The organism is Sphingobium sp. CFD-2, assembly GCF_024611135.1.
Classification (GTDB): Bacteria; Pseudomonadota; Alphaproteobacteria; order Sphingomonadales; family Sphingomonadaceae; genus Sphingobium; species Sphingobium fuliginis.
This window is the reverse complement of record NZ_CP084407.1, coordinates 76,162-102,355: the sequence shown is the minus strand read 5'-3', so window position 1 is coordinate 102,355 and position 26,194 is coordinate 76,162. Positions and strand designations below refer to the sequence as shown.

Genomic DNA, 26,194 nt, shown 5'->3' with positions numbered 1-26,194 from the left:
AAAGCGAAAGGCCCCCGCGCCGGTTGGCGCGAGAGCCTTCGTGGAGTTGGACCGGCGGCGTCAGCCGGCGAAGGCGTGTTCCGCCGAGGATTGGCCGAGGCCGGCCTCGGCACCCGTGCCCGCGCCCATGCCGACACCGACAGTCTCGTCGGCACCCGGCAGCGGCGGGAGACCGTCATCGGCCTTGGGCGCCATTTCGGAGGCGAGATCGCGGCGGCGCGTCGGACGGGACCAGACGACGTTAAAGCTGCCGTCCTCCTGGCGGAAGGCTGACACGTAGAGCGGCGCGGCGAAGCTGGGGTCTTCGATCTTGCCGTTGAGAAAGGCTTCACCAGTGCCGTTCGAAAAGAGTTCAAAGAGCGCGCCCACCTGCACCCATGCCCGCGAGGCCGAGAGAGCGAGCACTTCATACTTCGGCGCCCTGGGATTGGCCGAGTGGACCTCGCGCAGCGCGATTGTCATCGCGATCGTCAGCGTCGTGATCTTGCCGACAAAAATGCCGCCGTCATTCTGTTTGATCGTACCGATGTTCATGGAACGTCTCCGTCAGAAGTTGCTCTCGAACACCGTGTCCGAGGCACCTTCCTCCCTCCCCCTCCTCTCCTCGGCCGTTCGGCCGAGCAGGCGCTTAAGCGCCAAATCCGAGGTCCGCCATTCGCGGCCTCGGGACGGATTAGTCGCGTTTGGCAAATCGGGAGAATCGGCGTTGGGATCGGACTTCGGATCTCGTTAGGCCAGTTTGGGAAGGATCGATCTCACACGCCTGGCATCGCGGGAACCGCAGATGGTGTCTCAAGGCACCGAGCTTTCATTCCCAATCCGCGATTGCAGCTAGAAATTTCTCCGACAGCCGGTCGCACGTTCAAAGCGAATGAAGGCCAAGATGCTCTGAGATCACCGGTATCCATCGTCATCGATGAAACCTGCCAGTCGATGCGCCGGCGCGCATGCTAGCTGTGCAAGAGGATGCGGCCCCGCTTGCAAAATGGGCTTCGGGCTTTGTTTCGGGGTCGAAAATAGATGGTTGTGATGACCAAAACAGAACGCCATGCTGCCATTATCCGCAATGACAAAAAGGACCCAGCATGGGACTGATTTCGGAATTCAAGGCGTTCATCAGTCGCGGCAACGTCATAGATCTCGCCGTTGGCGTGATCATCGGTGGCGCATTTGCCACTATCACCAAGTCGCTGACAGATGACCTCATCATGCCGGTGGTTGGCTTCCTCTTCGGCGGCGCGGACTTTTCGCGATATTTTCTCAGGCTTGGAGAGATACCCGCTGGGTTCAAGGGCAATCCCGAAAGCTATGCCGACCTCAAGGAAGCAGGGGTCGCGATGCTGGGCTGGGGCGAATTCCTGACCGTATTTGTAAACTTCCTGATCTTGGCCTTCATCATCTTCCTGCTCGTTAAGGCCGTCAACCGCCTGATGCCCAAGCCCGAAGACATGGCCGCAACGACACCTGAGGAGATCCTGCTCCTTCGTGAAATTCGTGACGCGATCAGAAAATAACGAGCGCTCAATCTACAAGCATCGGAGAGGGATTCAGCAGAGGCACGCGCGCGACAGACGGGGTCACGCAAAATGATGCCTGCCTGTCGCTCGCGAGCGCTTCCGTACTCGAGGCTGCGCTCAGAACAGCGCAATTTTGGCGATCGACACCCCAAAGCCGACTGCAGCGACCTCGGCGAGATCAGACGCTTCGCTTGGGCGCCCCGACCGACATGACCGGCCGAAACCTCGTTGTCGGTCGCAAGCTGGGTCAGGGCGCGGTGGGCGCCAAGTCGCTGCAGTCCATCCATGCGCGGATCACGATGGAGATTGGCGATGCGCGCGCGGGCGGTCAGAGCGGCGCGATAGGTGGCGAATTCGAGGTGATTGAGTGCCGCGAAATGGGGGTGTGTCCGTTCCGCGCGCAGTTCCCGTTGGCAGGCGCGCCGCCTAGGTCGATGATGTCAGACACTGCGTTCCTCCATGGGTTAAGACAGCTGACGCAGATTTCCCTCCCCCTTGCTGGCCGCAGGGCCGGGAGAAGGCGAAAGAACCCGCGCTGTTGGACGCGAGACCCTTGAATCTATGGGCTATAGCGCGCCAGCGGCGCTTGGAGCAGAACCGGCGGGAACTAGAGCGCAGGACGAACGTCGGTCGCGGAGAAATCGTTGCCGACGAAAAGCAATGGGCAATCATTTTCGATTGCGACGTCATAGGAGAAGCAATCGCCATAGTTGAGCGATGCCTGGTGTACGCCCTTGCCCCAACGTCCATAAGCCCTCGCGATCCGGCGGGCCGACGCGCCTGTTACAGCGACGATTTCAAAGCCCAGTCCGGAAAGCAGTGCTTCGACTTCGTCGCCTACATTTCGCCGGGACGCTACGATGAGCGCTTCCGCAACGGTTCCGGCAGAAATAAAAAGGGTGGCGGCATCTTCGATCGCGTTCATGCACTGCTCGGCCTCGGGCTCGCCCAACACGATCGCCATCAGCGCTGAGGTATCGACGGCGATCATGCTGGCATCCCGTCATCGCCGTAAAGATCGTCCTGGCTCCGCGCGGCAGTAGGGCCAGACAGAACTTTTGCTGCCGCCGCAGACCGGGCTTTTTCCATCAGCGCGCGGCGGCCCTTACGTCCGGGCGCGGCAGCGATCGCAACGAGGCGAACGATCTCATGCCCGCGACGGGTCAGGATGACCTCATCCCCAGCCTCCGCCCGCCGGACAAGCTCGGTGAGCTGACCTTTGGCATCACTGACAGACACGCGCATTTCGATGGCTCACTTGCCCTTGAATAGATGGTCCATCATATAGTCCAATTCATCATTTAGGTCGAGCGCAGTGTTCGCCATAATCTATTTGCAGATCGAGATCGACACACGTGGCGCCCGCGCGGCGAGCGTGTTGTTGAACAGGCGATAGGTTGACAATGAAGTGTCCTGATAAGGTGGCGTGATCCAGATTCCGGTATGATCAGGGGAAGCCCGCAAACAGGACGTCCTGATAGGCTGGCGTGCAGACGGGCAACGTCGGCGCATCACCACAATCACCCTCCCTCTCCCCTCCAAGCGCCGTCGCCGGATGGCGAGACTGGACAGCGCGATCAGCTGGGCTTTCAGGGAAGACAATGTTGGTTCCGCCGATTGATGTGCCATAGCCTTCAGCAAGCGATGACGTTCACATGTCCCTGCGCGGCATAGTCAATGATCTTGCCGTCTCGCGTAACGATTGGGATTTGATGATGTCGCGCCGTCGCGATGATAAATCTGTCGGCGGGATCGCCGTGCAGCGGATCAGGTAGATGCGACGATGCGATGGCAATCTCGGGAAGAAGCGGCGCCTCCTTGATCCCCGGACCGCCCATGAAACGGGCGAACCAACCGTGCGGGTCGGGAAGAAAGGAAACGGCAGGCCGCTTATCGCCGCGGATACGGCTCAACAACCCGACCTCCCACGCCGATGCGGGAGAGACGAAAATGCCGTCTGCGAGCGCGGCATGCGAGATTGCCACCAGCGCGTCAGGGCCAATCGGATCGCCGTTGGCCAGCCAGATGACCGCACAGGTGTCCAACAGCACTGCCCTTGGTGCTGGCTCGGGCTTTTTCCGCTTCGTCACTGGTGAAGCTTGCCTTCGCTTGCGGTCAGCGGTTCATCGAGAACGGGCGCCAACAGATCGAACCCTTCGGGTACGCCAACGGATCCGCGCATGAAACCGTGCAGTGCCTCGACCGCCTCAGCCACGCTCGGCGGCGGTGTCAGCACCGCAACGGCGTGGCCGCGTTTGGTGATGGTCACCCGATCGACATCGCGACGCGCCAGACGGTCCAGGATCGCCAGGCAGTTGGCCTTGAAGTCGGCCGCACCATAGGTCTCAGCTCGCATAGATCACCTTTATAGTCACGTCTAATGACTGGTCATATAAGATGGCCATTCCGCAAAATCCATAGTTGTTCGTGCGCACAGGGAGACGGCGCGGTCATGCGTCGATATGACATTGCTCTTCGCTCCGTCTGGCCAGGTCCAACGCACCAGAGGCCGCCACTACACCGCAGCTGATGAAGGACGGCCCTAATAGGGCAGATCAGCAATGTAGACCTAAGAGGCGCGTCACCCTGGTGATCGCGGCGGGATGGACTTCGCTGCGAACGACGGCGGGAAGCGGCATTTGGGACCTCCTTGAAGCGGGCTTGCTTCCCCGGTCCCCCTCCCTCTTCCCTCTCCAACCGACCGCGTCGCCGATCGGCCGGACCGTATGTCCGGGACTTGCGTTTCACCCCGCAGTGTCATTACACGGCCGCGCGAGGCCGCTGAATCTTGGCCTAGCGGATCACGGCGCAAGCGATGCGGTCGCCCGCGCCGCCGATCGGCTGGGTCGTATAATCGTCAGCGTTGGCATGAATGACGAGGGCCGAGCCGTCGCTGTCCTTGAGCGCGGGCCGACCGTCGCGGTTGTCGATGGAGACCAGGGCAGAATAAACTTCCGCGCTCGCGCTTCCGTCAGCATGGACGAAGAGATTGGGGAGATCGCCCGCGTCATTGGCGCCTTCGACAAGGAAGCCATGTACGATCGGCTTCGTGGAATGGACATGGCCTCCGGCGCTCTTGAAAGCCGCATCACCGCAGTCCGCCTTCTCGTGGAAGTGCATGCCGTGCCATCCGGCCGGGAGACCATGTCCTTCGACCCGCAGGATCACACCTTTCGGCGCGGACGTGACCGTGATCCTTCCCAGCTCCTGACCGGCGCCACTATAGAGCACGCCCGGCTGGCGATCGGCGGCAGCGGGCTGCGCCTGCGCAAGTCCCGGGGTGACAGCGAGGATGAGAGCGGGCAGGATGCGAGTCATGAACATGGGTTTCTCCTTTTCCAAGGCGGTCTTACCTGCACTTGCGTCTTCCGCGCAAATCGGGTGTCCGTCCATGAGCTGTGTCGTTGACGGGTTACCGTTGAAGCAGGGGGGACGGAAGATCGCGTCCGATGGCCGGGAATCTGCTATCCCGGAACACGGATGGGATTTCCGGCAGGGAAAACGGTAGTGACACCGGCCTTGATGGTGAAGGCCATGCTGTCCTCGCCGGGGATCTCGACGACGACCACGTGGCGCGCCTGGAAGAGATTGAGCGGGTTGCCGGCGATACACGCACGATCTTCGGGTCATGCGCCACCGTCATATCAGTCGATGGCGCTGAATATCTCCGTCGCCTCGACGTGGTCGCCCGCGAAGTCACGCGGCCTGTGGAAGACCTCGACGATGTGATCGTCCTCGACCTCAAACGAGAGATGCGAGAAGGTGAACAAGGTGGCGACGATGCCGGCGCCGTCTGCGGACAGCATGCCTGTATAGCCATTGCCCTGGCAGCAGATTCGGTAGGTCTCCTGCCCCGCAGGTGCGAGATAGAGCGGGCGGCCGCCAGCTTCGAGGAACTTCCAGTAGCCACCGCGATAATCAGGAGAGAGCAGACTGAGGAAATTGTAGACCATCGTCTCGGCCATGAAGAAATGGCAGCGTCCGAAGAGAGCCGGCAGGAAGGCGCTGCGCCGGTGTTCGGGCACGATGGTGACGGCTTCTGGCGCGCTGATGGGGAGTGACATGGCAGGGCTCCTGGTATGAGGGAATGGCCTGCGGGCGAACTCGCACCGGAGGACCTGTGGCCTCACCCCCTCTCTTCTTGTCCACGCCCGAGGCGCTGCATGGATGAAAAAGCCAGGGCCTGGACGGGTTCGGCTATACTATAACGCGAATGCGGATGGCAGCGGTCGATTCCATTGGATTGGTGAACGAGAAGAGCTTCTCGGCGATTTGTGTGGCGGCGCTGTCGCAGGACTTGTGGAGACACAAAAGCAGCGTGCGCGGGTCGAACAGCACGGGATACACGGCCTTGGGCGAATGGCGGCCGGCCCGGTCGCACCGCCACGCAGAGCGAGATCCGCCCGCTCGACGCATCCTGGTTCCTGACGCTCGTGCCCGATGCCACGCAGGGTGGGTGCGAGCCGCGCGCCGCTGGCGACCAAAAGCCTGCGCCTGGTCGATCCCGCAGATGGCACCAAGCTGGTGGGCTCAGTCTATGCAGCTCGCGCCGCGTCGGTGCTGCAAACGCAAGGGGGCACGAGCCTCAAGTACCGGATCGTGCCTGCGCAGTCGGTCCAACTGGTTAATCTGCTCGCGCTCCGCCAATCTCGGCAAGGCCGGGTTGACGATCGAAGATCTGTCCGGGGAATGGAAACCAATGGACATAGCGCCGGTGCTCGAACCGGCCCCGGACCTATTACCTCCTGCTGGTCGGCAACGACAACGACGTCATCGCCCGCCATTGCCGCATCGGGCGGGGCATGCGATCAGTCATCGACAATGACAGCCATATCCTCGTCTGTTGATCGAGTATGCCAAGGCACTGGAGATCGAGGCGCCGGTCGTTGAGCGCAACGTCGTTCACCTGGGTGCCGCATCGCTGAGAAGGCAACGCGCGGGATCAGGTTCCGGCCGACAAGGGCGCGCTGAACCGGGCTGCATAGCTGTTCAGGCGACTGCGGATCTCGGTGGAAAAGAGATCGATATAGCTGTCGCTAAGGCCCCGCGACGCGCTGGGATGAGGGAAGCAGGTAACTTCGCAACGCTCAAAGCTCTGATATCCGACCTTGAAGCGGATTCCGTCGAACGGTCGCTGAACCGTCCTACAGGGGCTCACGCATTTGCCAACGACGCCCTCGAACTTCTCAAGGGTTTCCGGGGCTTGCAACGCGTCGATCAGTTTGCTTCCCATAAACAGGATCATGCGCGGTCTGAAATAGGCGACATGACCCATGAAGTTCGCGGCTTGCTCGGGTTGCCACAGGAGCGTGTAATCACCGTTCATCCGGGGGTTCTGGGTATCGCACCAGTTCGTCTGGATTATGGATCTCTCAAACGGTCCAGGGTTTTCATGGTCGAGCGGCCAGCCCCACAGGCTGAACCATTTTCTGATCCTTTTGTCATAGGGCCAATCCAGCGCCTCAGGACCATAGCGCAACTCCTTGTTGACGAAGGTGCATGAGATCGTGTCGTTGACGGAGCTTCCGGCGTTGGCGGCTCCATCGCCGCCCCATTCGTAGCCGCAGATCATCAATCCGCCTTGCTGCTCGGGCCATTCGGAATGGGCAATATTAAGCCTTTTCATGTATCCGTTCATCCGTGGGACTATCGCGCGCACGGAAAATCCTGACACAGACGACCATGGAAGATAAGGGAAATGTTGCGTAGTGCTCAGGCCTTAGGATATTGCACACGATCGGCGCAGGCCCGGTCCCCGGGAGGTGCAATGGCTTCATCTCGTGAGGCGACCGGCATTGAAAGTCTCCAGCCAGTCGGACAAGGCAGGCCGCTCGGCCAGGGGCACGAGGGCGGCGATGTCCTGAAAGCGAACGAGATCGGCAGGCGCATCGCGGATGATCGCGTCGATCTCGGTCTCGGGCAGCAGCGCCTCCGCGCGGATGAAGTCGGTCATTCGGCCTGGGCGGGTCCTGGTCGAACGGCGCCAAAGACCCTCGACGGTGCGAAGGCGCGGCGCGGCACGGGCCTCGACGAGCACGATGAGCCGCAAGCACCAGGCGGGCAGCGTGCGGACTTCGTCAGGCTTCATGGCGCCACAGATGATACAACTTGACTTGGGCGGCACGGGAAGTCCGACGGCCTCGATACGCGCGGTGCAAAGGGCGCGGTCCCAGCCCCATTCGCGCAGAGGGTAACGGGTATCGAAGAGGTCGTTGGTGATCGAGGCGGCATGGGTGTAGCGGCGGGTGTCCTGCGGTGAGGCGTCGAACCCGGTCAGACGGACGACCTTCTGACCGCGCGACCAGGCGGTCTTGGCGGGAGTCCAGGCTTTCAGGAACTTCTCCTGAGGCGCCGCCTTCCATTTCAGACTGCAGGATTTGCCGCCAAGCGAAATACTCGGCAGGGTCGCGTTGGTGAGGACATTGGCGAGGATGTCGTAATAAGGCGGCCGATGCTTGAAGCGTCGGGGCACATAGCGGACCATCTCATAGGGAATGCCGCGCGCCGCCATCCAGGCGGCTATCATGACCTGGTAGTCGTAAGTTTCGGGCTTCTCGACACCCGTGTCGGCGCTTAGCACGAGGTTAGGCGGAGTGCCGCGGCTTTCAAGTTCGGCAAGTAGGTCTGAGCAGAACCGATTAGCGCCCTTTGCGGAAGCAGTTATACTGAACCGGCAATTCGAGTCGTTCCCGTAAGGAGAGTAGTGGATGCCGGGGTGACCGACAAATCAGCCCGTTCGCGTTCTGACGCGGCGGTGCGGTTCGCCCGAAATCCGGCGGAACGGCCGGGACGAAGATCGTGCACGGGCTGGTAGTTGGCCGAAGACTCGAAAGGCGGATTCCCCCTCGCTGTTCCCCAACGCACCAGTGACGGCGACATCGTCGACGAGCGCCAAGGTCGCTCTGTTCCGCCGGTTGGTCGCCGGGCGCGAGGACGTCCTCCCGCTGCGCTGGGAGAATCGGAAAACCGGGCGCGGCGGCTATGCGCTCGCCTGCGGCAACGAATGGAAACGCGGGCTTTGCGGCAAGCCCCGCGTCAAGTGCGGCGAGTGCGCGCACCAGGCGTTCCTGCCGGTAACGGACGAGATGATCGACCGGCATCTGCGCGGCGGCGCGTCCTCGCGATCCGACGCGGGCGACTTCGTTGCGGGTGTCTACCCGCTGCTGGCCGATGAGAGTTGCCGGTTCCTCGCGGCCGACTTCGACAAGGCAAGCTGGTCTGAGGATGCGCTCGCCATGATGGAAACCTGCCGCCTTCGCGGCGTGCCGCAGCGCTGGAACGATCCCGATCGGGCAATGGCGGCCATGTCTGGATCTTCTTTGCCGATGCCGTGCCGGCACGGACCGCCCGCGCCCTGGGCGCGTCACTTCTGACCGAGACGATGGAGCGGCGCCGCGAGATCGGGTTCGGCTCCTATGACCGCCTCTTCCCGAGCCAGGATACCATGCCGCTCGGCGGGTTCGGCAATCTGATCGCGCTGCCGTTGCAGGGGCGAGCTCGCCGTCGGGGAAACAGGCGCGGTGAGGTTGCAGATCTGGTTGGCGACTATGGCCATCTCATCGTCGATGAATGCCATCACCTCTCCCCGGCGAGCTTCGAGCTTGTCGCCAGGCGCGCCAAGGCGCGGTTCGTTCTCGGCCTGTCCGCTACCGTGGCGCGAAAGGACGGACATCAGCCGATCATCTTCATGCAATGCGGCCCGATCCGCCACCGGGTCGATGCTCGAACACAAGCGGTCCGTCGGGGCATCGCCCATCGCGTTCGGCAGCGCCATACCGCGTTCCAACTGCCAAAGCCGCTGACGATCATGGACAGGCCGCCAATGCCTGCGGTTTGTGCCGCCCTCGCGCAGGATGAAGCCCGCAACGATCTGATCTTTGACGATGTGCTGCGTGCACTTGAGGCGAAAAGGTCGCCGGTGATCCGGTGATCCTGACCGAGCGCAAGGATCATCTCGAATATCTGCAAAGCCGGTTATGCCGCTTCGTGCGAAATCTGGCGGTGCTGCGTGGCGGCATGAGCGCGACGGACCGAAAGGCATCAGAGACGGCACTGAACGTCCCTTATGGCGAGGAGCGGCTCATCCTCGCACAGGCCGCTACATCGGCGAGGGGTTCGACGATGATCGGCTCGATACGCTGTTCCTGACCATGCCGATCTCGTGACGGGGCACGCTTGCTCAATATGTTGGGCGCCTACATCGCCGGCACGTAGGAACGACCGACGTACGGGTCTACGACTATGTTGACGACGCCGTTCCGCTGCTCTCGCGCATGGCGGCAAAACGGCAGGTTGTTATCGCGCGCTCGGCTACACGATCGAGTGATCGGACGCGGCCGCGAGCGTGCCGGTGTTTTACTGCGGGCGACGTCTCTGCCGCGAACCGCCTAAGTGAGCCTGCTCTCTAACCGCATCAGCAAATCCATGCGCTCATGAAAGATCGCGACGATCAGCGTCGGCTCATGTTCGCACGGGAGGCAGAAGATATAATGATGTTCGCAACGAACCATGCGGAGCGCCGGGTGGAGCTCGCTGATCTCTTTGAACGGGCCTTGGCCGGTCGCCAGGTGGACGATGCTACGTTCCAGCTGGCAATATAGGATCGTACCTGCGCGTCACCCCATTGCTTGCGCGTATAGCGGATGATCGAACGCAAATCGTCTTCCGCCGCCGCCGTCAAAGCATAAGGAGCGGTCAAGCTCGACTATCCTCGCCGAGTTCCTCGTCCAGGATCGTGCCAATGCTTTTGGCGGAAACGCCACCCGCCAGGCCTTCGGCGATTCGTTCGCCCAAGAGCGCTTTTAGCGCCTGCCAAGCCTGATCGGCGTTCGTGTCGCCGGGGAAAAGCCGTTCGATCGCATATTGCTTGATCGTTTTGCCCTGCAAAGCGGCCAAGGCCTTCAGACTCTGGTGCTGCTGTTCGGTGATATCGATAGTCAGCCGACTCATGGGAACCTCACGAAATCCTAGTAGAGGCACATTAGCACAAATGTGGGTTTGTGCCCACACTTTACCGTGGCTGGAATCGCTTATCGATACTCCACAGAGCAGGGCAGTGCTGTCGACGCCCATGCCATATGCAAGGACGACCGGTGGCGGCGGGTGAATCTGGATGGTATCGGGAATCCGCAGGGGCGAAGGAAAAGCGGTCGGGTTCATGGGAAGACTCCGATCTCGCGTAGCCAATCCGCGCGCCGAGCGCCGAGCGCCGCCCATGCAAACGACGCGCGCGACCGGGCTCCAGGATGAAAGATTGAGGTCGTGATGCAGCTGCTGCGCGTAGCGAACTTCGCGGCGTGGGTGTGCATCACGCGACCAGGCGCGGCGCGTCGGGGGCAGATGCGGGAAGCCTCAATTCCTGACGAATGCGCGTTGCGAACTGCTCAGGCTCAAGGAGATCCCGAACCGACGCCCAATAGTTGCGCTGACCAATATGGTCGTGCCGATCCTGCACTTTGCGAAAGCAGACCTCGCGGCCAGGTCCGAACGGACCAAGCGACAGCTGGACCCAGATGCTCTCTCCGTGGAGCGTAACATCGCCCGAGACGGCGGGACCGGCCTTGTTTGAGCGAATGTCGAAACTGCCATCCTCGAGGGCAAGAGCTGCTGCAAGACGGCGCATGGCCGTCCGGCCCTGGGCATGGAAGAGGCGCTTGGCCGGTGCATCATAGGCGACCCCACGGAGCGCCAGGATCTTGAGCATCGGCCTGCCGCGAAGTTCTTCGACCTGCGCAATGCAGGCGCGGCGAAGATCCGCGTCGTCGGTCCGCTGTGCGCCGATCTGCGACAGATGGCGCACAAGCAGAATGACGGCGGGGTCGGTTTCGACAGGAAGCCCGGCATTGCGGCAATCGGTGATGGCGGCCTGGATCGCGTGGAGCGAGGCCTCAATCGTGACAAGTGCGCTCGGGTCTAAGGCCTGGCTGTAGCGGAAGGTGACATCGTAGCTCATGGGGTCCTCCGGAAATTCGAGCGGTTCATTCGCCCGCGCACTCCTTCCCCCTCCCCTTTTTCCCGGGTACCGCCTGAATGGCGCCATCCCCTGCTGAACGCTTGATAGCCACCGTTCCGGTGCCGCCGGCGACATGCCAAGGCGCAAACACGGAGAACCGACAGGTGGCGGGCACCCTCTCCGGGTCAGTTTGTGACGGATGGTTCGACCAGATGGGCGCCAATCACGGCAACGTCCGTGAAGCTTATGCCATGCGTGGGCGTCCGCCACGTCCATGGGCGCCCTCAAAGCAGCCGTGTCTTGCGACTGACTGATTAATCCTCGGGATGCGAAACAGCCTCGTCGAACGACAGGATGAAGATCGTTTGACCGTGCTCATCTGCGATCTGAATCGAACCGCCAAGATCCAGTACACCACGACTGATCTCTTCGCAGATCAACGAGCGCGCGCCGGCGATCGCATAATCGCGCGCGGCCGCGAAATCTGGCAACAACACCCCTTCTGGATCAAGGGAAATGCCCGAACGATCACGCACGTGGAAATAATAGCGCGCCATCGTGAGGTATATACTGCATATGGAATATTGGCTGAGTAACTCAGGCCGGATTATCCGTTGAAAAGTCCGCTCATTCTCAAACTGGGGTCCGTGGAGCATCTCACGGAGCAGGAAGAGGAGCGTGCCAACTCCCTTTGCCGGTCGACCATGACGACGCCGAAGGCGCACGACATTATCTCGGAAGGGACCGATCCGCAGCATGTTCACCTCATTATCGACGGGTGGGCAGCCCGTTATTCAATCACCGCCAACGGCGATCGTAGAATAACCGCATGCCTCATCCCGGGTGATTTTTGTGACATACATGTAACGACACTGGCCGCCATGGACCATAGCATCGTGGCTATCACGGATTCCATGGTGGGCTATGTCGACAAGACAGCGATCGGTTCTATCACCCGATCCGCCACTGCTCACCCGAGCTTCTTGGCGTGCTACCTTGGTTGATGAGGCGATCCTGCGCCGTTGGCTGGTCAACGGTGGGCGAAAGGATGCTTATGCAAGCACGGCGCACCTGTTATGTGAACTGCACCAGCGACTGAGGATCATGGGTCGCGCGGAGGAGGATCGCTTCGATCTGCCGCTCACGCAGCAGGACCTGGCGGATGCCGTCGGACTGACGAGCGTGCACGTCAATCGCGTGATGAAGCGCTTCAGGGAGGATGGATTGCTCGACAGATAGCAAAACACCATACGCATATTGGACTTGGCCCGTCTGTGCGAGGTTGCCGAGTTCAGTCCGAATTACCTGCATCCACATCATCTCGGCAGAGGCTGCGGACCCGCAATTTCGGGAAACTGAGAGGCTCGCGATCAAGCTTGTTGACCGGGCAAATGTTCATGATATGTTCATTACACGGAGAAATCAGCCATGTCTCATGCCCAGAGCCTTTTCCTCGCACAATTCGATCTCGACATTACCCTGCGCGATGCAGCCCTCGACGAGCAGAACACACCGTCGCGCCGAATGATCGCGAATGCAGCAATCGGCATTCATGTGGAGGACGCCTATTATTCGGTACGCGAACTGCGTGAGGCGGTGAGCTGGATTCATGAAGGTGAGCATGGCGGCAAGCGGAAGCTTGTCGGCATCCTCAGCAATTCGACGGGCGATGATTTCCAGCGCTGCATTTATTTCTGTCTTGCGGGCCGCGGCGTGGTCGAAATGCTCGACGACCTCATGTGGCTGGAAGATGTGCTGGAAGGACGGGGCCGTGTCGCCGGCCAGATGCGCCAGCGTCGGGTACGCATTCGCCCCTTGCGCTCGCCCTATGTGGGAGACGAACCCGATGGGCCAATGGTCTCGATGGACGAAGATTTCCCGCTGGGGCGATCCTGGTGGATCGATCCTGCGCTCGAGGGCTGAAGCGGCTTGGGTCAAGGCTACTGCGTTGCAGCAGCGAAGGGGACGATCCACGTTTTTCGTTTATTGAGCGAATGCCCCCTGGCCGCACCGACATATTTTTCTGTGGCAGACCCCCTGCCAAAATAACACCACGCGGCCTCGCGTCGAATTCATCAGTGCCAGCAAGGCATCTCGCAGGCAGGCGCAGGCGGACTTCGGCAGCCGCTGGCTTGAAGCCCCCTCAAGAGAAACAACTCCTGTCGCATGATGTTTTATGCATCAAATCTCACTCTTAACAACCATGAAGTGAGTTTTGTATGATGCTGAGCAAGCCTGCTCGAACCGGTGGCAGCCTGCGGGAGTTTCATGTGCCGGATTTTATGGTGTCGCCGTTCGACAATTGTCCGCCTGACGCGAGAAAAAATTCGGAACGGTGCAGTCATGAGCAAGCGCTCGAGCCTGGCGACAAAGAGCCTGCACCGCGGAGCGCTCACGGACATATTGTGGGATGGCTGCTGCTGACGGTCCGACGGGCTTGCGCGCCAAACGCCACGGCAGCGGAATCAGGCCCGCATATGCGTTAGCAATCACAAATACTTGCAAAGGAGCCAAGCATGGCCATTGTCGCAATCGTCGTCATTTCGATATTATTGCTGATCCTGTTCTTCGGGGTCACCATCGCGGGCGGCCGTGCCCACGACCGGCAGAATGCCCGCCGTAAAGGCGATGACCGAGAGTGACCCAGGAGATGCACCGGGTATCGGCGGAGTGAACCGCTGCCTTTCGAAGCGATGATAGAGAAGGCACCGATCCATGCGATCGAGATCGCCCTTGTGCACAAAATGCCATGTGTAGATGGCCCTGTGCGAGAAGCAAGCCCTGACGCTGTGCCATTCCGATTGCTGATGAATTCGGTAGGACGCCGATGGTCAACCATGTCATGCGACCATCTCCAGAATGATGCGATCCAAAACCTCCGGATTGGTCGACACACGATAGGGCTGCAATGGATCGCCGGTGCTCAACACACTTACCCTGCACAGGGACTGGTCGAAAATCTGCTCTGCCACACGCATGGCATTGTCCCGGCTGCAAAGCATCTGGCGCTTGGGTGACAGGCTCCCCGTATCGACGGCGCGTATCATGTCATGATCCATTTCATAGGGGAGTGACAGTCAGGCGAACACCGTCTTGTGCACTCGTGTGACCGGGATGATCGACCAGGCACGCTCCATGTCGCTTTCGTATGGCCCCATATTCTCGCTCAGGTCCTTATAGCCGAATTGATGGCCGTCACTGGACCGCGGGTTCCAGCGCACCAGACAGACAACGGCAAAGACGTTCCCGGGCACGTCATCGACCAGCTCCTGGGCAGCGGCATAATAGGTGCGATTGCGGGGGCAGGACGACGCAAGCACGCGCAGGCCACGCTTGATCCCGTCTTCCTGGGTACGCTCGCAGGTAAGCTGGGCATCGAGATAGGCCTTGGCCGACTTGTGGCCGCCCATCGAGCTGAACGGCATGAAGAGCCATCCCATAGTGGCGATCCTTCCTTCTGGTTCGAGGGGTTAAAAGGGCGTAGTCGCCGCAGCCGGTCAGGCGCCCGGTGCGACGGCACGTTCCGGCTCAGAGCGATCGGCGACGCCATCCTTGGCGGCGAAGCTCTTGAGGTAGGCGAACGCCTGCTCCGCCTTTGCTGCGGCGTGGATGATCGCGGTCTTGTCGCCGCGCAGGATCGTCAGCCAATGGCCGACATAGCTTGCATGGCTATCGTGCAGGATGTTTGGCAATCCAAGATCGGCGCAGCACAGCCCTGCCCCGATCTCGGCTACATATCCTGACAGTCCAGCGAAAAATGGCGGTTGGAAGGTGAAAACCATCGGTGCCTCCAGCACTGCCCAAAACCCATGGCTCCCCCGAAGCGGGGGTGGGCGGCGAGAACGACCGGAGAGGCCCGCTGTAGCGGCGGGCCGCACCCGGAGGGGCGAAATGAAATGGAGCAGCTCGGCGAAGCCGGGCTTGCGGCGCGCCGTGGCGGGCCTAGCAGGGAGCGCCGACCAGACCCGCATCGAGGGAGGCCCAATAATCAGCGCCGCCGCGCCAGCGGCGTCCGCTGGTGAGCGGGCGAAGCCCGCGCATCGCTGCGCGCGACGAAGCGGCCGAGCCCGCTGGGGATCGGCCGCTCAGCCTTGGTCGCCGCTGGATCATGGCTGCTGGGCGTGCATCCAGTCGGCTGCCGCCTGCGCCTTGCTCGCCGCGGTGAAGATCGCCCGAGGCTCGTCCTTGAGCAGTTGCAGCCAGGAGGCAATGTAGGCCGCGTGATCGGGTCGCGGTTCGTGCGCGATCCCGAGATCGGCGAGCAGGAACGATGCGGTCAGTTCGGCGGTCGCTTCCTCCATGGCGAGCGCGTGCCTGGTCCACTTGGCGCTGAAATCCCGGTCGAGCCGATGGGCTGCGCCGCTGGCATGAGCTGCCTCGTGAATATGGGTGGCATAGAATCCGTGGGCGTCGTGGAAGGCGCTGAAATCCGGCATGTGGATGCGGTCTTCGGCGATGTGATAATAGGCGCTGGCCGAGCCGTAGACGGTATCGATGCCGAGTGCGGCGATGAAGGCTTCGGCGGCGGCGAGGCGTTCGCTCTCGGGCAGGACCGGCCCCTGTTCGAGCGCATAACCATCGACCTGATCGGCGTTGAACAGGCTGAACGCCTTGGCGAAAAGCCGTCGGTGGTCGCCATCATCGTCGCTGGCTTCGCCGCCCTTTGCGCGAAACTCCTTCCAGAGGACGCCGAGGCTGGCATGTTCGCCCTTGCGGACCTGCGCGCCGAGCGCCTGCCACTGGCGATAGGTGCCCCAGACCCCGCTCGTATAGCCGCTGCCATAGGCGGCCGCCCAGAGCGAGACCGTATTTATGCCGCGATAGGGCTTGCCGCTGGCGACGTTGGTCGGGCGGGTGACGTCGGCGCCGGAATGATGCCACGGCATGCGCCAGGTGCCGGTGCCGGCTTCGATGACGGCGACGATCGCGTCGGTGACGCGAGCGTAGACGTCGACACGTGGTGAGGCTGGCATGATCTGTTCTCCGTTCTCGCGCCGGGGACCATCCCCGGCGGCGGAGGCCCGTTCGCGCCGGGCACAGGGGGGCTCGCGCACCCGCCAGGGCCGCAGCGAAGCGGAGGACGGCGAAGCCGTTGCGCGGGCGCGCCGACCGGCGCAGGAATCCGCCAACAGCCGGGGCGGTCTACGGCGCGGGAGGATCGATCCCGGCAATCACTGCGGTCAGGCGATCGAGCTCGCGCTGGAGCGCCTGACGCTGGAGATCGGAGATGCGCCGCTCGCGCAAATGCGCCTTGGCATCAGCGGCTGCACGCTCCCACGCCGGCCTATGGCGGGCGGTAATGCAGGCGTTGGGGCAGCGGGTCGGCTCGCACAGGGCGGTGAGCGGCTGTGCGGGATCGGGGGTCGTCACGCGCTTGAGGCAGAGCGCGGTCGCGGGATCGAAGAAGCAATCCGCGAGCGGGCCGACATGGAAGGTGCGCGCGACGCTGGCGAGCATGACGCGCAGGCGGGCGCGATCGGCGATCATGGCGGGCAAAGGCCCTTGTCTGACGGCGGCATCGTCGAGCGTCCGCGCGATGCGCGGTCCCGCCGGACCGCCGAGCGATGCGCCGCCCTGCCGCTGGTCGAAATAGTCCAGCAGATCGTCAGTCTGACCGAGCCGGCGCTGTGCCTCGACCTCGGCACGAAACCCCGATGCGCTGGTGCCGGCATAGCCCTCGAAAGCGGCGACCGAGGCGTGCTTATACTGGATCATGCCGGCGACGGTGCCGAACGGACGGTTGGCGATGTGCCACGCGATCGTGCGCCGGAACTGCCGCGTCGTGATGCGCCATGGCTTGCCATCGGGACCGGATGGGATGATCGGCGCATCGGGGCTGCCGAAGGCGGTGTTGAGGTGGTCGCGGAAGGCGTTGAGCTGGCGGACCACCTCGCTCGACAGATGCGTCTTGGTGACGGCGCTCGGACGCAGCACCGGCCAGAGTGTATCGCTGCCGCTGGCACGCGCCGGTCCTGCCGACAGGCGTTCGAGCACCGCGATCGCGTCTGCGACCGGCTCGATCGTCACCCAGCTCGCCGCCTCGCCCACGGCCCGTCGGCGCTTATAGATGGTCGATCGGATACGATGCCGCTCGATCAGGCCGTCCTCGCTGCGCGCGATCGTGAGGCAACCGCGGCGCATCGCCTGCACCTCGCAGTCGCGCATGCCGGTCAGATAGGCGCACACTATGTAGGCTGCGGCCTGGAGCATCCGTTCCTCATGTGCGAGAGTCTTCGCGTCGAAGCGTTCGCGCCATGGCCGACCGCTCTCGGGGTCGATCGAGATCGGCGTGTCCATGCCGCCGACCTCCACCCCCAGCTCGGTCGCCACTGCGTCGATCAGCCTCGCTTCACCGCCGGTCAGCATGAGATGCGCGCCTGGCTCGGTCTGCACGTCGATCCCGGCATGGAGATGCAGGAGATGGGCGTTGATCGGTGGGGTCACGGTGCCGGTGTTGGGATCGACGCGCAGCTTGCCGTTATGAGCGGTGCCCCAGATCGGTGCGCCGCGCCCTTCGCGGCGTCGGCGATCGAAATAGGCCTTCAGGCGGGTGCGGCGACGTTGCCGGCGATCAGCATCCGGGAGGCCGGCGTCGGCGGTGACAAGGCGATCCCGGCGCGCTTCGAGCCGATCAAGCTCACGGCGGGCCGCGAGAATATCGCCGGCGAAGGCGGTGACGTAGCGCAACGACCAGGCGAGCAGCGCGGCGATGACCTCTTCCGGAAACCGCGGGGTCCGGTTCTCGCGGACGTGCCGGTAGCCTGCAACGCGGGCGGGCGACTGTCCGCCCCAAGGCTCAAATGCGAGGCCTCCGCCAGCGAGGTGGTCACGATAGTGATAGAGATCGGAGACCACTTCGAGGAGGTGGCCGACTATGACGGGTCGCCGCGCGGGATCGTCGCGAAGATGGCGGGCGTAAGCATCGACCAGCGCGTGATCGATGCGGCCAAGGTCGAGCCGTCCGAGCGTCAAGCGCGCGAAGGCGAAGAACCGTCGTGCGCGGTTGAATGCCTGCCGGATGCTCGCCGGCGGCAGCTTGGGACGGTAGCCGGGAAGATCGACGTTGAGGCGGGCGTAGAGATAGGCGCGCATCGCCGCCTGCACGTCGGGATGTTCGAGCACGTCGAAATGCACGGTGACGTGGCAGCGCCGGGCGTTCTCACGGAATACGGCGGGACCGAGATCCCAGCTCGGGTCGCCGACGCGCGACAGCTCCTCGCGGGCATGGCCTGCCTTGAGCGGCGCGCTCGCCAGCACGGGCCGATCGTCGAACGCGGGTGCGCGGGCATGGGCGGGCGTGGTCATACGCGTGCCTCCGGCGGCAGATAGAGCCGCTCGCTCGCCATCTGCCGACGCGCATCGGCGATAACGGCATCGGAGAAGGCCGGCAGAACCTGGGCGGTGATGCGGGCATGGACGCGGCCGAACTTGGCCGCCCAGTCGCTCGCCGGCAGGCTCCGACGCTGCTCTTCGACGAACGCGAGGAAGGCGAGGATCGCGGGGAGCTTGCGCGCGGTGATGACGGCGTTGGGGCAATCGAGGCACCCCCAGAAGGGCTGCGCGCAGGGCGAACCGGGCTCGGCGAAGGGACTGCTATGGAAGCCTGCGCAGGCGGCGAGCCAGACATCCTGTTCGCCGTCGAGCAACGGACCCACCGTATCCGGCTGCATCAGCGGCGCGGCCTGTTCGGGCGCTGCGCGCAGCGCCTGCTCGGCGGTGGGCGGGAGCACGGTCGGCATCGCGGCGGCGACCGCTTCCCGAAAGGCATCGGCAATGGCAGCCTCGTGCAAGGGCCGGAGCGACGGCAGATCGGCATAGTGGCGCGCCGCGACCTCGCGGGAGTGGCCCACCGCGAAACGGGCCATATGCCCCTCGGTCTTGGTGTACCACAGCGCCTTGTGGGTCTTGCGCAGCCGGGAGAGCAGCAGGTGGAGCGGCTTGCCGTCATCGTCGACAATAGCATGCTGCGCCACCCAGGCAGCGATACGTTCCGTGGGGTGAGCGACGCCTGTCCGGAGGCCGCCTGCGTTATGGTAAGCCCAGAGGCAGTCGTCGGTCAGATACCTGCGGGCGGTCGCCGTGACGTCGATCAGGCGACGAATAAGGCCACCAGGCGTGCCGCCACCGCCGTCACGGACGCGCATGCTCTTGTGCTCGGCACCGCGGGCGCGGCGCTTCAGATAGCGCAGCTCCACCGTGCCGGCATGGGGGTTGGTGAGACAATCCACGGTCAGCGCCTTCAGGCACTCGGGCTCGAGACCGGTATCGAGCGTGAGCAACACGAGCAGCGCCGGCAGATCACGCGCGAGCAGATGATACCGGCCATGAAGATCGTCGATGAGCGTGCTGAACGGCAGGCCGCGCCGCAGGCGCATGAAATAGAGGCGGCGCACCTCGACGCGGTCGGTTAGAATAGCTCCATGGCGTGCGATGATCGCTTCGACATCGGCGCGTGCCCTGGCGATTACAGGGTCGCCTCCATCGGTCCGGTCGTCGGCGCCGAGACGACGAAACATCGCTTCGACATCGGCCCGCGCGGCGTCGCGCAGCGCGCGGGCGACGAAAGGACTGTAAGCATCGCGCGGGGTCGAGCGGCCCGCCGAAGTAGCCAGTGTATAGCGCAGCCGCTCATGCAGGTCGGGCGCGATCCGATCGGGCCGGTCGGCCTCGATCGCGCGCAATGTGTTGATGATCTTGCCGACCGTTATGTGCCGGTGGATCGCGCCCATCCCGCGCTGCTCGAGCACGGAGGCGAACCCATCGATATGGACTGCGCGCAGGTCGCCGACGCTAGCCACGTTCAGCGCTTCATCGCCAAGCCAGGCGAAGAACAGGCGGTAAGCATTTACATACTGCTTGATGACGCTGGCCGCACCGATGGGGCCGCCGAGCGCTGCTGACCGACGCAGCGCGCCGGCGAAGGCGATGGCGAGTGGGCGAGGATCGAGCCCCGTCATATCGATCAGGACCGTCCCGCCATGCCGCGCCTCGATGGTGAACTTGAGGCCGAGCACCGGATCGGGCTGCGGTCGCTCCGGCGCGATCGGTGCGAAGGCGACGGGCCGACCCTTGCGGGGACGCCCGCTCATGCGCCCTGCGGTCCCGGCAGCAGCGCGAGCAGCTCCTCGACGGCTGCGTCCACCGTATCGGCGCGGGTCGCGATATGGTCGAGGTAGATATAGGTGGTGGTGAGGCTCGCGTGACCGAGCAGGCGTTGCACCTGTTGCAGCGGGTCGCCCAGGATCAGCCGGTAACTCTCCACCGGCCCCGCCGGCAATGCCGCTTCGCGCAGCCGCTGCTGGATCAGCAAGGCGAGCATATGGACTGCGAAGGTGTGACGAAGCTGGTGCGGACTGATCGACAGCGGGAAGCCGTTCTCCTCGCACCGCTTGCAGGCGCGGGTGAAGATCACCTCCCACGAGTTGGGGCGAACAGGCTGCCCGACTTCGGTCAGCCATAGCGCCGCCGGCTCGTGGGGCGTTCCATCCTCGTTGCACAGGATCAGGCGGCATCGTTCCTCCGGGGTGCAGACATCGCGCATGTGGTCGAGACCGGCGCGGGTGACAGGGATCGGTCGCTCGAAGCTGGCCGCGCCGCCGCGTGCGGCGAACTTGGCCACACCCGCGGCGCGCTCGACGGCGACATAGGCGGCAATCTGACGAAGCAGCCGGCGCGGGACCAGAACGCTGCGTCCCCGGTCGCCCTTGGTGAGCGGTGGTGGGAGAGGCAGCCAAAGCTGTTGGGCGTCGCCGTCGCCGCGGTCGATCGCTGCGAGCTCGGCGGCGAGCAGGCCCGACGCCTCTTCAAGGCGCAGGCCGGTGGTAACGAGAAGGTCGGCGAACAGCGCGTTGCGCAGCCCGTTCCGATCGCGAGCGCCGGGGCGCTCGGTGCCGTCAGGGGTGAGGCCGCGCAGGCCGACCTCGCGGAAGATGCGGTAGTCGTCCATCGTGACGAACCGCACATCCGACCGCTTGGCGACACGTTCATAGGCGTCGTTGCGCGCCGCGATCATGCCACGACGGCCACCCTGCGCCGGTCGCCACACGGCGCGACGGCTGAACGGTGCCTCGGCAATCAGCCCTTGCTGCTCGCCCCAGCGGTAGAGGCGATCGAGGCTGGCGACGGCCCGGTTCCAGCTTGCCGCCGTGATCCGGTGATCGGCTTCGTCGCGGCGTCGCTCACGATGATAGGCGCCCACATCGTCGCGGGTCGCAGTCCACACGGTCTTGCCGCAGGCATCGAGAAAGCGAAGCCAGACCGCGACATCATAGGCATAGGCGCGAAGCGAATGCCGCGAGCGGACCCCCGACAGCGGCAGGTCGAGAAAGAAGCGATCCAGATCGGGATCATAGAGCGCGTCACCGCGCAGGATCAGCGGCACATGCGCATCGAGACCCTTGGCCTCGCGGCGCTCGCAGACAATGATCGACACCGGCGCGAAACCCTCCCCCCGGACCCCCCACCCGGAAGCTGACCTCGCACCGTTGCGCCCTATGGCCCGGCAGCTATCAGGCTGGCCTCCGCCAGCTCTTGGGTCAGCGCTACGGCCAGCCTGATAACTGCCTACCGTGGGCGTCCATCGCCGACCTTACTGCAATGTTGCGGACGGCGCAGACTGTCCAGATAAGGCAACGAGCTCTTCGAATGCATAGGCCCGGTCGCCGAACCGCTTGCCGAAGGTTCGCGCGAGGCGGCTCGCATGGCCCGACCAGTGAACAGTCTCATGGCACCGGGTCGAGGCATAGAGGTCCATGCTGCGGAAGGCACTACGGCTGGGCATTTGGATATAGTCGAAGGTGGGCGTGAAATAGGCCTGGTTGCCGCCGTGGCGTACCTCTGCCGGGATTGCGGCGAAGAAAGCATCGATCGCGTGCTGTCGCAACGAAGGGAGGGTCGGCGAATCCGGTTCAGTAGGCGCATAGAAATGGGCGGGCAATCCGTCCACCTGGTCGGGTAGGGTAGGCCGGCAAAGTCTCAGAGAGAACATTGCTCGGCCCCCCTCCGAACCGGACGTGCACCTTTCAGCGCATCCGGCTCTCCACGACTGCGTGCTATCCGCCGTTGGCGGTCGGTTGGTTGACCGGCGTGGATGCTATTGTGGCAAGCGACGCAGAGGACCGCACGCTTGCTCTGCCGTGCCGACCGCATGTAGCGGGACAGCCCGGCATATTGCATCTCCGCGACCCGGCGGACGTGATGGACCTCACAGGGAAGGTCATCCCGACCACAACGCTCGCACTGGCGGGCGTTGAGTCGTTCGACCAGCTCCGTTCTGCTGAACACGAACTGGGCGGAGCGGGGATTATCGATCCCGCCCCACGATCGGACATGTCGTCGCAGGTCCTTCAACTGCCATAGCTTGATCGCGCGGGGTTCATCTCCCACCTCGAAGCGGATGAAGAAGTCCATCCCACGCCGCAGTCTGGCGAAGACGCTGCGAGCTGATGTCCTATGCTTGGCGGCGATGGTTTTGACGCAGGAGAACAAGGCGAAGTAACCGGCCTTATTCAACTTGCGCTTCACGTCGTCAGCTAGAGCATAATAGTTCGCAAAGCCGCGCCATTCGGCATTGTAGGCAAGGACGATCTCCACGTCGCTTGCGAAGCGCAGCGCGGGCCGATGACGCGGGCGGAAGGCTTCATAGTCGCCCCAGCCCTTATCATTGACGAACCGGACCACCCGGTCCCTTGGCACTCGGAGCCGCAGCCGGTCAGCCAAGCCGCGCCGCAAGGTGGATCGACCATAGAAGATCGCCTTGTGCGGATTGCGGTTGGTGCTGGTGCAGACCTCGTATCCTAAGAACCGCGCCCCGTCCGTGGCTTTTCGGATTCCACTTTTCTCGGCAGACATTTCCAGCTTCAGGGTGTCGGTCAGGAAGACCCTGACCTCGTCCATCAACTGGTGAGAACGGCGGTGCAAAATTAGACCACGGTGGCGGCGGCGAAGTGCTGCTGCGGGCGGCGTAAAAGTCGTCCACTTTGCCTTCTTTGCGCGAGCAGGGAGGGCGTGGAGATATATACCGTGGATCTTTACCTGAAGGTGCGTCTTGCTTGCGCGGGCGGCATGAGCCAGCGTGAGGCGGCGAAGCATTTCAACGTATCGCGCGACACGGTCCGCAAGATGCTGTCGTATTCGGAGCCCCCCGGTTACCGCCGGACGGCGGCGGTGCGGCGGCCCAAGCTGGAAGCGTTCGTTCCGATCATCGATGCATGGCTTGATGGTGACCGTCAGGTTCCGCGCAAGCAGCGTCATACGGCGAAGCGGGTATTTGACCGCCTTCGCGAAGAGCACGGTTTCACCGGCGGCTACACGATCATCAAGGATTACATCCGACAGCGCGAGCAGCGCAGCCGGGAGATGTTCGTGCCGCTGGCGCATGCGCCCGGCCATGCCCAGGCAGATTTTGGTGAGGCCATGGTCGAGATCGGCGGTGTTGTGCAGAAGGCGCATTTCTTCGTGCTCGATCTACCGCACAGCGACGCCTGCTACGTGCGCGCCTATCCCGCTGCCGTTGCCGAGGCATGGATGGACGGCCACGTGCACGCCTTCGCGTTTTTCGGCGCGGTGCCGCTGTCGATCGTCTACGATAACGACCGCTGCCTGGTCTCGAAGATCCTGCCCGACGGCACGAGGCAGCGCGCCCGGCTGTTCAGCGGCTTCCTGTCGCATTACCTGATCCGCGATCGTTACGGCCGTCCCGGCAGGGGGAACGACAAAGGCAGTGTTGAAGGGCTGGTCGGTTATGCTCGCCGCAACTTCATGGTGCCGATCCCCCGGTTCGCGACGTGGGAGGCGTTCAACCTGTGGCTCGAGGAGCAATGCCGCAAGCGTCAGAACGACCGGCTGCGGGGCGAGAGCGAGACGATCGGCGAGAGGCTGAAGCGCGATCTGGCGGCGATGCAGGAACTGCCGGCTGCCCCGTTCGAGGCTTGTGACCAGACCAGCGGCCAGGTCTCGTCGCAGGCGCTGGTGCGTTACCGGACCAATGATTACTCGGTGCCGGTGCGCTTCGGCCATCAGGAGGTATGGATCCGGGGCTATGTCGGCGAGGTGGTGATCGGCTGCCGGGGCGAGGTCATTGCCCGTCATGTGCGCAGCTACGAGCGCGAGGACGTGATCTTCGATCCCATCCATTACCTTCCCCTGATCGAACAGAAGATCAATGCGCTCGATCAGGCAGCGCCCCTGCAAGGCTGGCACCTGCCCGAAGCGTTTGCAACGCTGCGCCGCCTCATGGAAGCTCGTATGGGCAAGCATGGTCGGCGCGAGTATGTGCAGGTGCTGCGTCTGCTGGAGAGCTTCACGCTTGCCGATCTGCATGCGGCCGTAAAGCAGGCTCTCGATATCGGGGCGATCGGCTTTGATGCCGTGAAGCATCTCCTGCTGTGCCGGGTGGAGCGCCGACCACCCCGATTGGACATGGCGATCTATCCCTATCTGCCCAGAGCCAGGGTGGAGACGACATCGGCGCGCTCCTACATGCAGTTGCTCTCGGGCGATGCGAAGGATGCGGCATGAGCAGTCCGTCCCCCGAGCTGTTACTGGCCAGCCACCTCAAGACGCTCAAGCTACCAACCTTCCTGCGCGAGCATGACAAGCTGGCCCGGCGATGCGCGGCCGAGGGCGCAGATCACGTCCGCTACCTTGCCCGGCTTGTCGAACTGGAGCTGATCGACCGGGAACGCCGGATGGTCGAGCGCCGGATCAAGGCTGCGAAGTTCCCGGCCGCCAAGAGCCTCGACAGCTTCGACTTTGCCGCGATCCCCAAGCTCAACAAGATGCAGGTGCTGGAACTGGCACGCTGCGACTGGATCAACCGCCGCGAGAACGTCATAGCCCTTGGTCCCTCGGGAACCGGCAAGACCCATGTGGCGATCGGCCTCGGCCTTGCCGCCTGCCAGAAGGGCCTGACGGTCGGCTTCACCACCGCGTCCGCGCTGGTCAGCGCGATGATGGAGGCACGCGACGAACGCCGCCTTCTGCGCCTCCACAAGCAAATGGCCGGATACAAGCTCCTCATCATCGATGAACTGGGGTTCGTGCCGCTCTCGAAAACCGGCGCGGAACTGCTGTTCGAGCTGATCTCGCAGCGTTACGAGCGCGGCTCGACGCTGATCACCAGCAACTTGCCGTTCGACGAGTGGACCGAAACGTTCGGCTCCGAGCGCCTGACAGGCGCGCTCCTCGACCGGCTTACCCACCACGTCTCCATACTCGAGATGAACGGAGAGAGCTATCGTCTGGCCCAAAGCCAGGCGCGCAAGGCACGCTCCAACCCCTGACAGAAAAGACCATCCGTGTGTTGGCGACCCCCACTCGGGCTACGCCCTCGCGGCGCTCGCCAGCACACGGATCACCCGGCCTGATTTTGCGCCGCCCAATGGCCGACTTTTACTCCGCCGTTGACACGTGATCAGGGTCTATATCTGCAAATTGAGAAAGCAGCTCGAAACGCGAGGCATCAAGAGCGAGACCATAGAAACGGGACGACGTAGCTATCGGCTTGTCCGAAGCGCCGCCTTCAAGATCATCACCACGCTCGGAGCTTGCGAAAGCCCGGCGCGAGCCTGACGGCTCGCGGGCGGGCAGCGTCGAACCTGGAGCCCTGGACGCCGTTCCGGGCGTCTGCGGATCATGGCCTGGGCGCCGGCGCCCGGCGCGACAGGCGAAGCGGGAATATGTTCGAAACAGGCAGCCTCGCCTGCCGTATCGTGCGAGAATGATC

At 63.3% G+C, this 26,194-nt stretch carries 29 protein-coding genes and 3 pseudogenes; 10 read left to right on the top strand and 22 right to left on the bottom strand.

The genetic code is table 11. The features are described 5' to 3' along the window. Positions 1-60 precede the first annotated feature (60 nt). On the bottom strand, positions 61-534 hold the full coding sequence (locus LDB29_RS25810; protein WP_257558380.1) for a DUF736 domain-containing protein: 474 nt from the start codon (positions 532-534) through the stop codon (positions 61-63). A 551-nt stretch (positions 535-1,085) separates the two neighbouring features. On the opposite strand from LDB29_RS25810, the gene mscL reads away from it, so the two are divergent. Beyond that, positions 1,086-1,514 carry a large conductance mechanosensitive channel protein MscL gene (mscL, locus tag LDB29_RS25805; protein WP_048574934.1) on the top strand — a complete coding sequence of 143 codons (429 nt, stop codon included), beginning with the start codon at positions 1,086-1,088 and terminating at the stop codon, positions 1,512-1,514. A 610-nt stretch (positions 1,515-2,124) separates the two neighbouring features. Here the strand turns inward: mscL and LDB29_RS25800 are convergent. From LDB29_RS25800 to LDB29_RS25765, 8 genes are all read right to left on the bottom strand, one after another. Further along, positions 2,125-2,508 (bottom strand): type II toxin-antitoxin system VapC family toxin, encoded by a 384-nt coding sequence (locus tag LDB29_RS25800; protein WP_257558375.1) that lies wholly within the window; start codon positions 2,506-2,508, stop codon positions 2,125-2,127. Then, positions 2,505-2,762, bottom strand: a complete 258-nt coding sequence (locus LDB29_RS25795; protein WP_257558373.1) for a type II toxin-antitoxin system Phd/YefM family antitoxin — start codon at positions 2,760-2,762, stop codon at positions 2,505-2,507. Before LDB29_RS25795 ends, LDB29_RS25800 begins: the two co-directional genes overlap by 4 nt. 389 nt (positions 2,763-3,151) lie before the next feature. Beyond that, complete coding sequence (locus LDB29_RS25790; RefSeq protein WP_257558520.1) at positions 3,152-3,568, bottom strand: type II toxin-antitoxin system VapC family toxin; 417 nt, start codon at positions 3,566-3,568, stop codon at positions 3,152-3,154. 35 nt (positions 3,569-3,603) lie between these two features. After that, positions 3,604-3,873 carry a type II toxin-antitoxin system Phd/YefM family antitoxin gene (locus tag LDB29_RS25785; RefSeq protein WP_044663350.1) on the bottom strand — a complete coding sequence of 90 codons (270 nt, stop codon included), beginning with the start codon at positions 3,871-3,873 and terminating at the stop codon, positions 3,604-3,606. 437 nt (positions 3,874-4,310) lie between these two features. Beyond that, entirely contained in the window at positions 4,311-4,835 is a 525-nt protein-coding gene (locus LDB29_RS25780) for a superoxide dismutase family protein (RefSeq protein ID WP_257558517.1), read from the bottom strand. 326 nt (positions 4,836-5,161) lie between these two features. Beyond that, positions 5,162-5,581: an antirestriction protein gene (locus tag LDB29_RS25775; protein ID WP_257558369.1), complete on the bottom strand. Its 420-nt coding sequence runs from the start codon at positions 5,579-5,581 to the stop codon at positions 5,162-5,164. 878 nt (positions 5,582-6,459) lie between these two features. Next, positions 6,460-7,143, bottom strand: a complete 684-nt coding sequence (locus LDB29_RS25770; protein WP_257558367.1) for a hypothetical protein — start codon at positions 7,141-7,143, stop codon at positions 6,460-6,462. Between the two features lie 147 nt (positions 7,144-7,290). Then, on the bottom strand, positions 7,291-8,181 hold the full coding sequence (locus tag LDB29_RS25765) for a hypothetical protein (RefSeq protein ID WP_257558515.1): 891 nt from the start codon (positions 8,179-8,181) through the stop codon (positions 7,291-7,293). A 202-nt stretch (positions 8,182-8,383) separates the two neighbouring features. Here LDB29_RS25765 and LDB29_RS29480 point away from each other — a divergent pair. The 3 genes and pseudogenes from LDB29_RS29480 to LDB29_RS29470 all read left to right on the top strand — a co-directional run. After that, positions 8,384-8,970, top strand: a pseudogene (locus tag LDB29_RS29480) (restriction endonuclease subunit R); the annotation flags it as partial. Then, entirely contained in the window at positions 8,962-9,447 is a 486-nt protein-coding gene (locus LDB29_RS29475; RefSeq protein ID WP_373886400.1) for a DEAD/DEAH box helicase family protein, read from the top strand. The pseudogene LDB29_RS29480 and the gene LDB29_RS29475, both read left to right, overlap by 9 nt. Continuing rightward, on the top strand, positions 9,444-9,665 hold the full coding sequence (locus tag LDB29_RS29470) for a hypothetical protein (RefSeq protein WP_373886394.1): 222 nt from the start codon (positions 9,444-9,446) through the stop codon (positions 9,663-9,665). Before LDB29_RS29475 ends, LDB29_RS29470 begins: the two co-directional genes overlap by 4 nt. A 239-nt stretch (positions 9,666-9,904) precedes the next feature. On the opposite strand, the pseudogene LDB29_RS25755 reads toward LDB29_RS29470, so the two are convergent. The 4 genes and pseudogenes from LDB29_RS25755 to LDB29_RS25740 form a co-directional block, all read right to left on the bottom strand. After that, positions 9,905-10,215, bottom strand: a pseudogene (locus tag LDB29_RS25755) (type II toxin-antitoxin system RelE/ParE family toxin). Then, positions 10,212-10,466: an antitoxin gene (locus tag LDB29_RS25750; RefSeq protein WP_257558513.1), complete on the bottom strand. Its 255-nt coding sequence runs from the start codon at positions 10,464-10,466 to the stop codon at positions 10,212-10,214. The pseudogene LDB29_RS25755 and the gene LDB29_RS25750 overlap by 4 nt, the downstream one beginning before the upstream one ends. A gap of 358 nt (positions 10,467-10,824) precedes the next feature. Beyond that, entirely contained in the window at positions 10,825-11,469 is a 645-nt protein-coding gene (locus tag LDB29_RS25745) for a hypothetical protein (protein ID WP_257558365.1), read from the bottom strand. Positions 11,470-11,783: 314 nt separating this feature from the next. Further along, complete coding sequence (locus LDB29_RS25740; protein WP_044663343.1) at positions 11,784-12,026, bottom strand: hypothetical protein; 243 nt, start codon at positions 12,024-12,026, stop codon at positions 11,784-11,786. Between the two features lie 57 nt (positions 12,027-12,083). Between LDB29_RS25740 and LDB29_RS25735 the strand changes: the two genes are divergently transcribed. From LDB29_RS25735 to LDB29_RS25720, 4 genes are all read left to right on the top strand, one after another. Continuing rightward, positions 12,084-12,473, top strand: a complete 390-nt coding sequence (locus LDB29_RS25735) for a cyclic nucleotide-binding domain-containing protein (RefSeq protein ID WP_257558361.1) — start codon at positions 12,084-12,086, stop codon at positions 12,471-12,473. Then, positions 12,466-12,708 carry a Crp/Fnr family transcriptional regulator gene (locus LDB29_RS25730; RefSeq protein WP_257558359.1) on the top strand — a complete coding sequence of 81 codons (243 nt, stop codon included), beginning with the start codon at positions 12,466-12,468 and terminating at the stop codon, positions 12,706-12,708. The genes LDB29_RS25735 and LDB29_RS25730 overlap by 8 nt, the downstream gene beginning before the upstream one ends. Positions 12,709-12,897: 189 nt before the next feature. Further along, positions 12,898-13,392, top strand: coding sequence for a hypothetical protein (locus tag LDB29_RS25725; protein ID WP_257558357.1), 495 nt, complete (start codon positions 12,898-12,900; stop codon positions 13,390-13,392). 593 nt (positions 13,393-13,985) lie between these two features. Then, positions 13,986-14,111, top strand: coding sequence for a hypothetical protein (locus LDB29_RS25720; RefSeq protein ID WP_257558355.1), 126 nt, complete (start codon positions 13,986-13,988; stop codon positions 14,109-14,111). Between the two features lie 198 nt (positions 14,112-14,309). Here the strand turns inward: LDB29_RS25720 and LDB29_RS25715 are convergent, their stop codons facing one another. The 9 genes and pseudogenes from LDB29_RS25715 to LDB29_RS25675 all read right to left on the bottom strand — a co-directional run bounded on the left by LDB29_RS25715 (position 14,310) and on the right by LDB29_RS25675 (position 23,388). Further along, entirely contained in the window at positions 14,310-14,516 is a 207-nt protein-coding gene (locus LDB29_RS25715; RefSeq protein ID WP_257558353.1) for a hypothetical protein, read from the bottom strand. A gap of 30 nt (positions 14,517-14,546) precedes the next feature. Next, positions 14,547-14,909, bottom strand: coding sequence for a hypothetical protein (locus LDB29_RS25710; protein WP_257558351.1), 363 nt, complete (start codon positions 14,907-14,909; stop codon positions 14,547-14,549). 57 nt (positions 14,910-14,966) lie between these two features. Continuing rightward, positions 14,967-15,203: pseudogene (locus LDB29_RS25705) on the bottom strand (zincin-like metallopeptidase domain-containing protein); the annotation flags it as partial. A gap of 372 nt (positions 15,204-15,575) precedes the next feature. Then, on the bottom strand, positions 15,576-16,442 hold the full coding sequence (locus LDB29_RS25700) for an ArdC family protein (RefSeq protein ID WP_257558350.1): 867 nt from the start codon (positions 16,440-16,442) through the stop codon (positions 15,576-15,578). A 169-nt stretch (positions 16,443-16,611) separates the two neighbouring features. After that, positions 16,612-18,774, bottom strand: a complete 2,163-nt coding sequence (locus LDB29_RS25695) for an integrase (protein WP_257558349.1) — start codon at positions 18,772-18,774, stop codon at positions 16,612-16,614. After that, on the bottom strand, positions 18,771-20,558 hold the full coding sequence (locus LDB29_RS25690) for a hypothetical protein (protein WP_257558348.1): 1,788 nt from the start codon (positions 20,556-20,558) through the stop codon (positions 18,771-18,773). Before LDB29_RS25690 ends, LDB29_RS25695 begins: the two co-directional genes overlap by 4 nt. After that, entirely contained in the window at positions 20,555-21,901 is a 1,347-nt protein-coding gene (locus LDB29_RS25685; protein WP_257558347.1) for a site-specific integrase, read from the bottom strand. The genes LDB29_RS25690 and LDB29_RS25685 overlap by 4 nt, the downstream gene beginning before the upstream one ends. A 156-nt stretch (positions 21,902-22,057) precedes the next feature. Continuing rightward, entirely contained in the window at positions 22,058-22,456 is a 399-nt protein-coding gene (locus LDB29_RS25680; RefSeq protein ID WP_373886393.1) for a zincin-like metallopeptidase domain-containing protein, read from the bottom strand. Next, on the bottom strand, positions 22,444-23,388 hold the full coding sequence (locus LDB29_RS25675) for a group II intron reverse transcriptase/maturase (protein ID WP_257558346.1): 945 nt from the start codon (positions 23,386-23,388) through the stop codon (positions 22,444-22,446). Before LDB29_RS25675 ends, LDB29_RS25680 begins: the two co-directional genes overlap by 13 nt. 144 nt (positions 23,389-23,532) lie before the next feature. Here LDB29_RS25675 and istA point away from each other — a divergent pair, with 144 nt between their 5' ends. Together istA and istB are read left to right on the top strand one after the other, a co-directional pair. Further along, entirely contained in the window at positions 23,533-24,987 is a 1,455-nt protein-coding gene (gene istA / locus LDB29_RS25670) for an IS21 family transposase (protein ID WP_218036328.1), read from the top strand. Then, positions 24,984-25,751 (top strand): IS21-like element helper ATPase IstB, encoded by a 768-nt coding sequence (gene istB, locus LDB29_RS25665; RefSeq protein ID WP_054944222.1) that lies wholly within the window; start codon positions 24,984-24,986, stop codon positions 25,749-25,751. Before istA ends, istB begins: the two co-directional genes overlap by 4 nt. Positions 25,752-26,194 lie beyond the last annotated feature (443 nt).

Bases quoted from the DNA above. Each gene is read 5' to 3' on its own strand.
- LDB29_RS25715 (WP_257558353.1), bottom strand. From the start codon at position 14,516: ATGATACGCGCCGTCGATACGGGGAGCCTGTCACCCAAGCGCCAGATG.
- LDB29_RS25750 (WP_257558513.1), bottom strand. From the start codon at position 10,466: ATGAGTCGGCTGACTATCGATATCACCGAACAGCAGCACCAGAGTCTG.
- LDB29_RS25770 (WP_257558367.1), bottom strand. From the start codon at position 7,143: ATGAAAAGGCTTAATATTGCCCATTCCGAATGGCCCGAGCAGCAAGGC.
- LDB29_RS25720 (WP_257558355.1), top strand. From the start codon at position 13,986: ATGGCCATTGTCGCAATCGTCGTCATTTCGATATTATTGCTGATCCTG.
- LDB29_RS25775 (WP_257558369.1), bottom strand. From the start codon at position 5,581: ATGTCACTCCCCATCAGCGCGCCAGAAGCCGTCACCATCGTGCCCGAA.
- LDB29_RS25745 (WP_257558365.1), bottom strand. From the start codon at position 11,469: ATGAGCTACGATGTCACCTTCCGCTACAGCCAGGCCTTAGACCCGAGC.
- LDB29_RS29475 (WP_373886400.1), top strand. From the start codon at position 8,962: ATGCCGCTCGGCGGGTTCGGCAATCTGATCGCGCTGCCGTTGCAGGGG.
- LDB29_RS25785 (WP_044663350.1), bottom strand. From the start codon at position 3,873: ATGCGAGCTGAGACCTATGGTGCGGCCGACTTCAAGGCCAACTGCCTG.
- LDB29_RS25795 (WP_257558373.1), bottom strand. From the start codon at position 2,762: ATGCGCGTGTCTGTCAGTGATGCCAAAGGTCAGCTCACCGAGCTTGTC.
- istB (WP_054944222.1), top strand. From the start codon at position 24,984: ATGAGCAGTCCGTCCCCCGAGCTGTTACTGGCCAGCCACCTCAAGACG.
- LDB29_RS25780 (WP_257558517.1), bottom strand. From the start codon at position 4,835: ATGACTCGCATCCTGCCCGCTCTCATCCTCGCTGTCACCCCGGGACTT.
- LDB29_RS25695 (WP_257558349.1), bottom strand. From the start codon at position 18,774: ATGACCACGCCCGCCCATGCCCGCGCACCCGCGTTCGACGATCGGCCC.
- LDB29_RS25810 (WP_257558380.1), bottom strand. From the start codon at position 534: ATGAACATCGGTACGATCAAACAGAATGACGGCGGCATTTTTGTCGGC.
- LDB29_RS25690 (WP_257558348.1), bottom strand. From the start codon at position 20,558: ATGAGCGGGCGTCCCCGCAAGGGTCGGCCCGTCGCCTTCGCACCGATC.
- LDB29_RS25740 (WP_044663343.1), bottom strand. From the start codon at position 12,026: ATGGCGCGCTATTATTTCCACGTGCGTGATCGTTCGGGCATTTCCCTT.
- mscL (WP_048574934.1), top strand. From the start codon at position 1,086: ATGGGACTGATTTCGGAATTCAAGGCGTTCATCAGTCGCGGCAACGTC.
- istA (WP_218036328.1), top strand. From the start codon at position 23,533: ATGAGCCAGCGTGAGGCGGCGAAGCATTTCAACGTATCGCGCGACACG.
- LDB29_RS25800 (WP_257558375.1), bottom strand. From the start codon at position 2,508: ATGATCGCCGTCGATACCTCAGCGCTGATGGCGATCGTGTTGGGCGAG.
- LDB29_RS25710 (WP_257558351.1), bottom strand. From the start codon at position 14,909: ATGGGATGGCTCTTCATGCCGTTCAGCTCGATGGGCGGCCACAAGTCG.
- LDB29_RS25680 (WP_373886393.1), bottom strand. From the start codon at position 22,456: ATGTTCTCTCTGAGACTTTGCCGGCCTACCCTACCCGACCAGGTGGAC.
- LDB29_RS25725 (WP_257558357.1), top strand. From the start codon at position 12,898: ATGTCTCATGCCCAGAGCCTTTTCCTCGCACAATTCGATCTCGACATT.
- LDB29_RS25700 (WP_257558350.1), bottom strand. From the start codon at position 16,442: ATGCCAGCCTCACCACGTGTCGACGTCTACGCTCGCGTCACCGACGCG.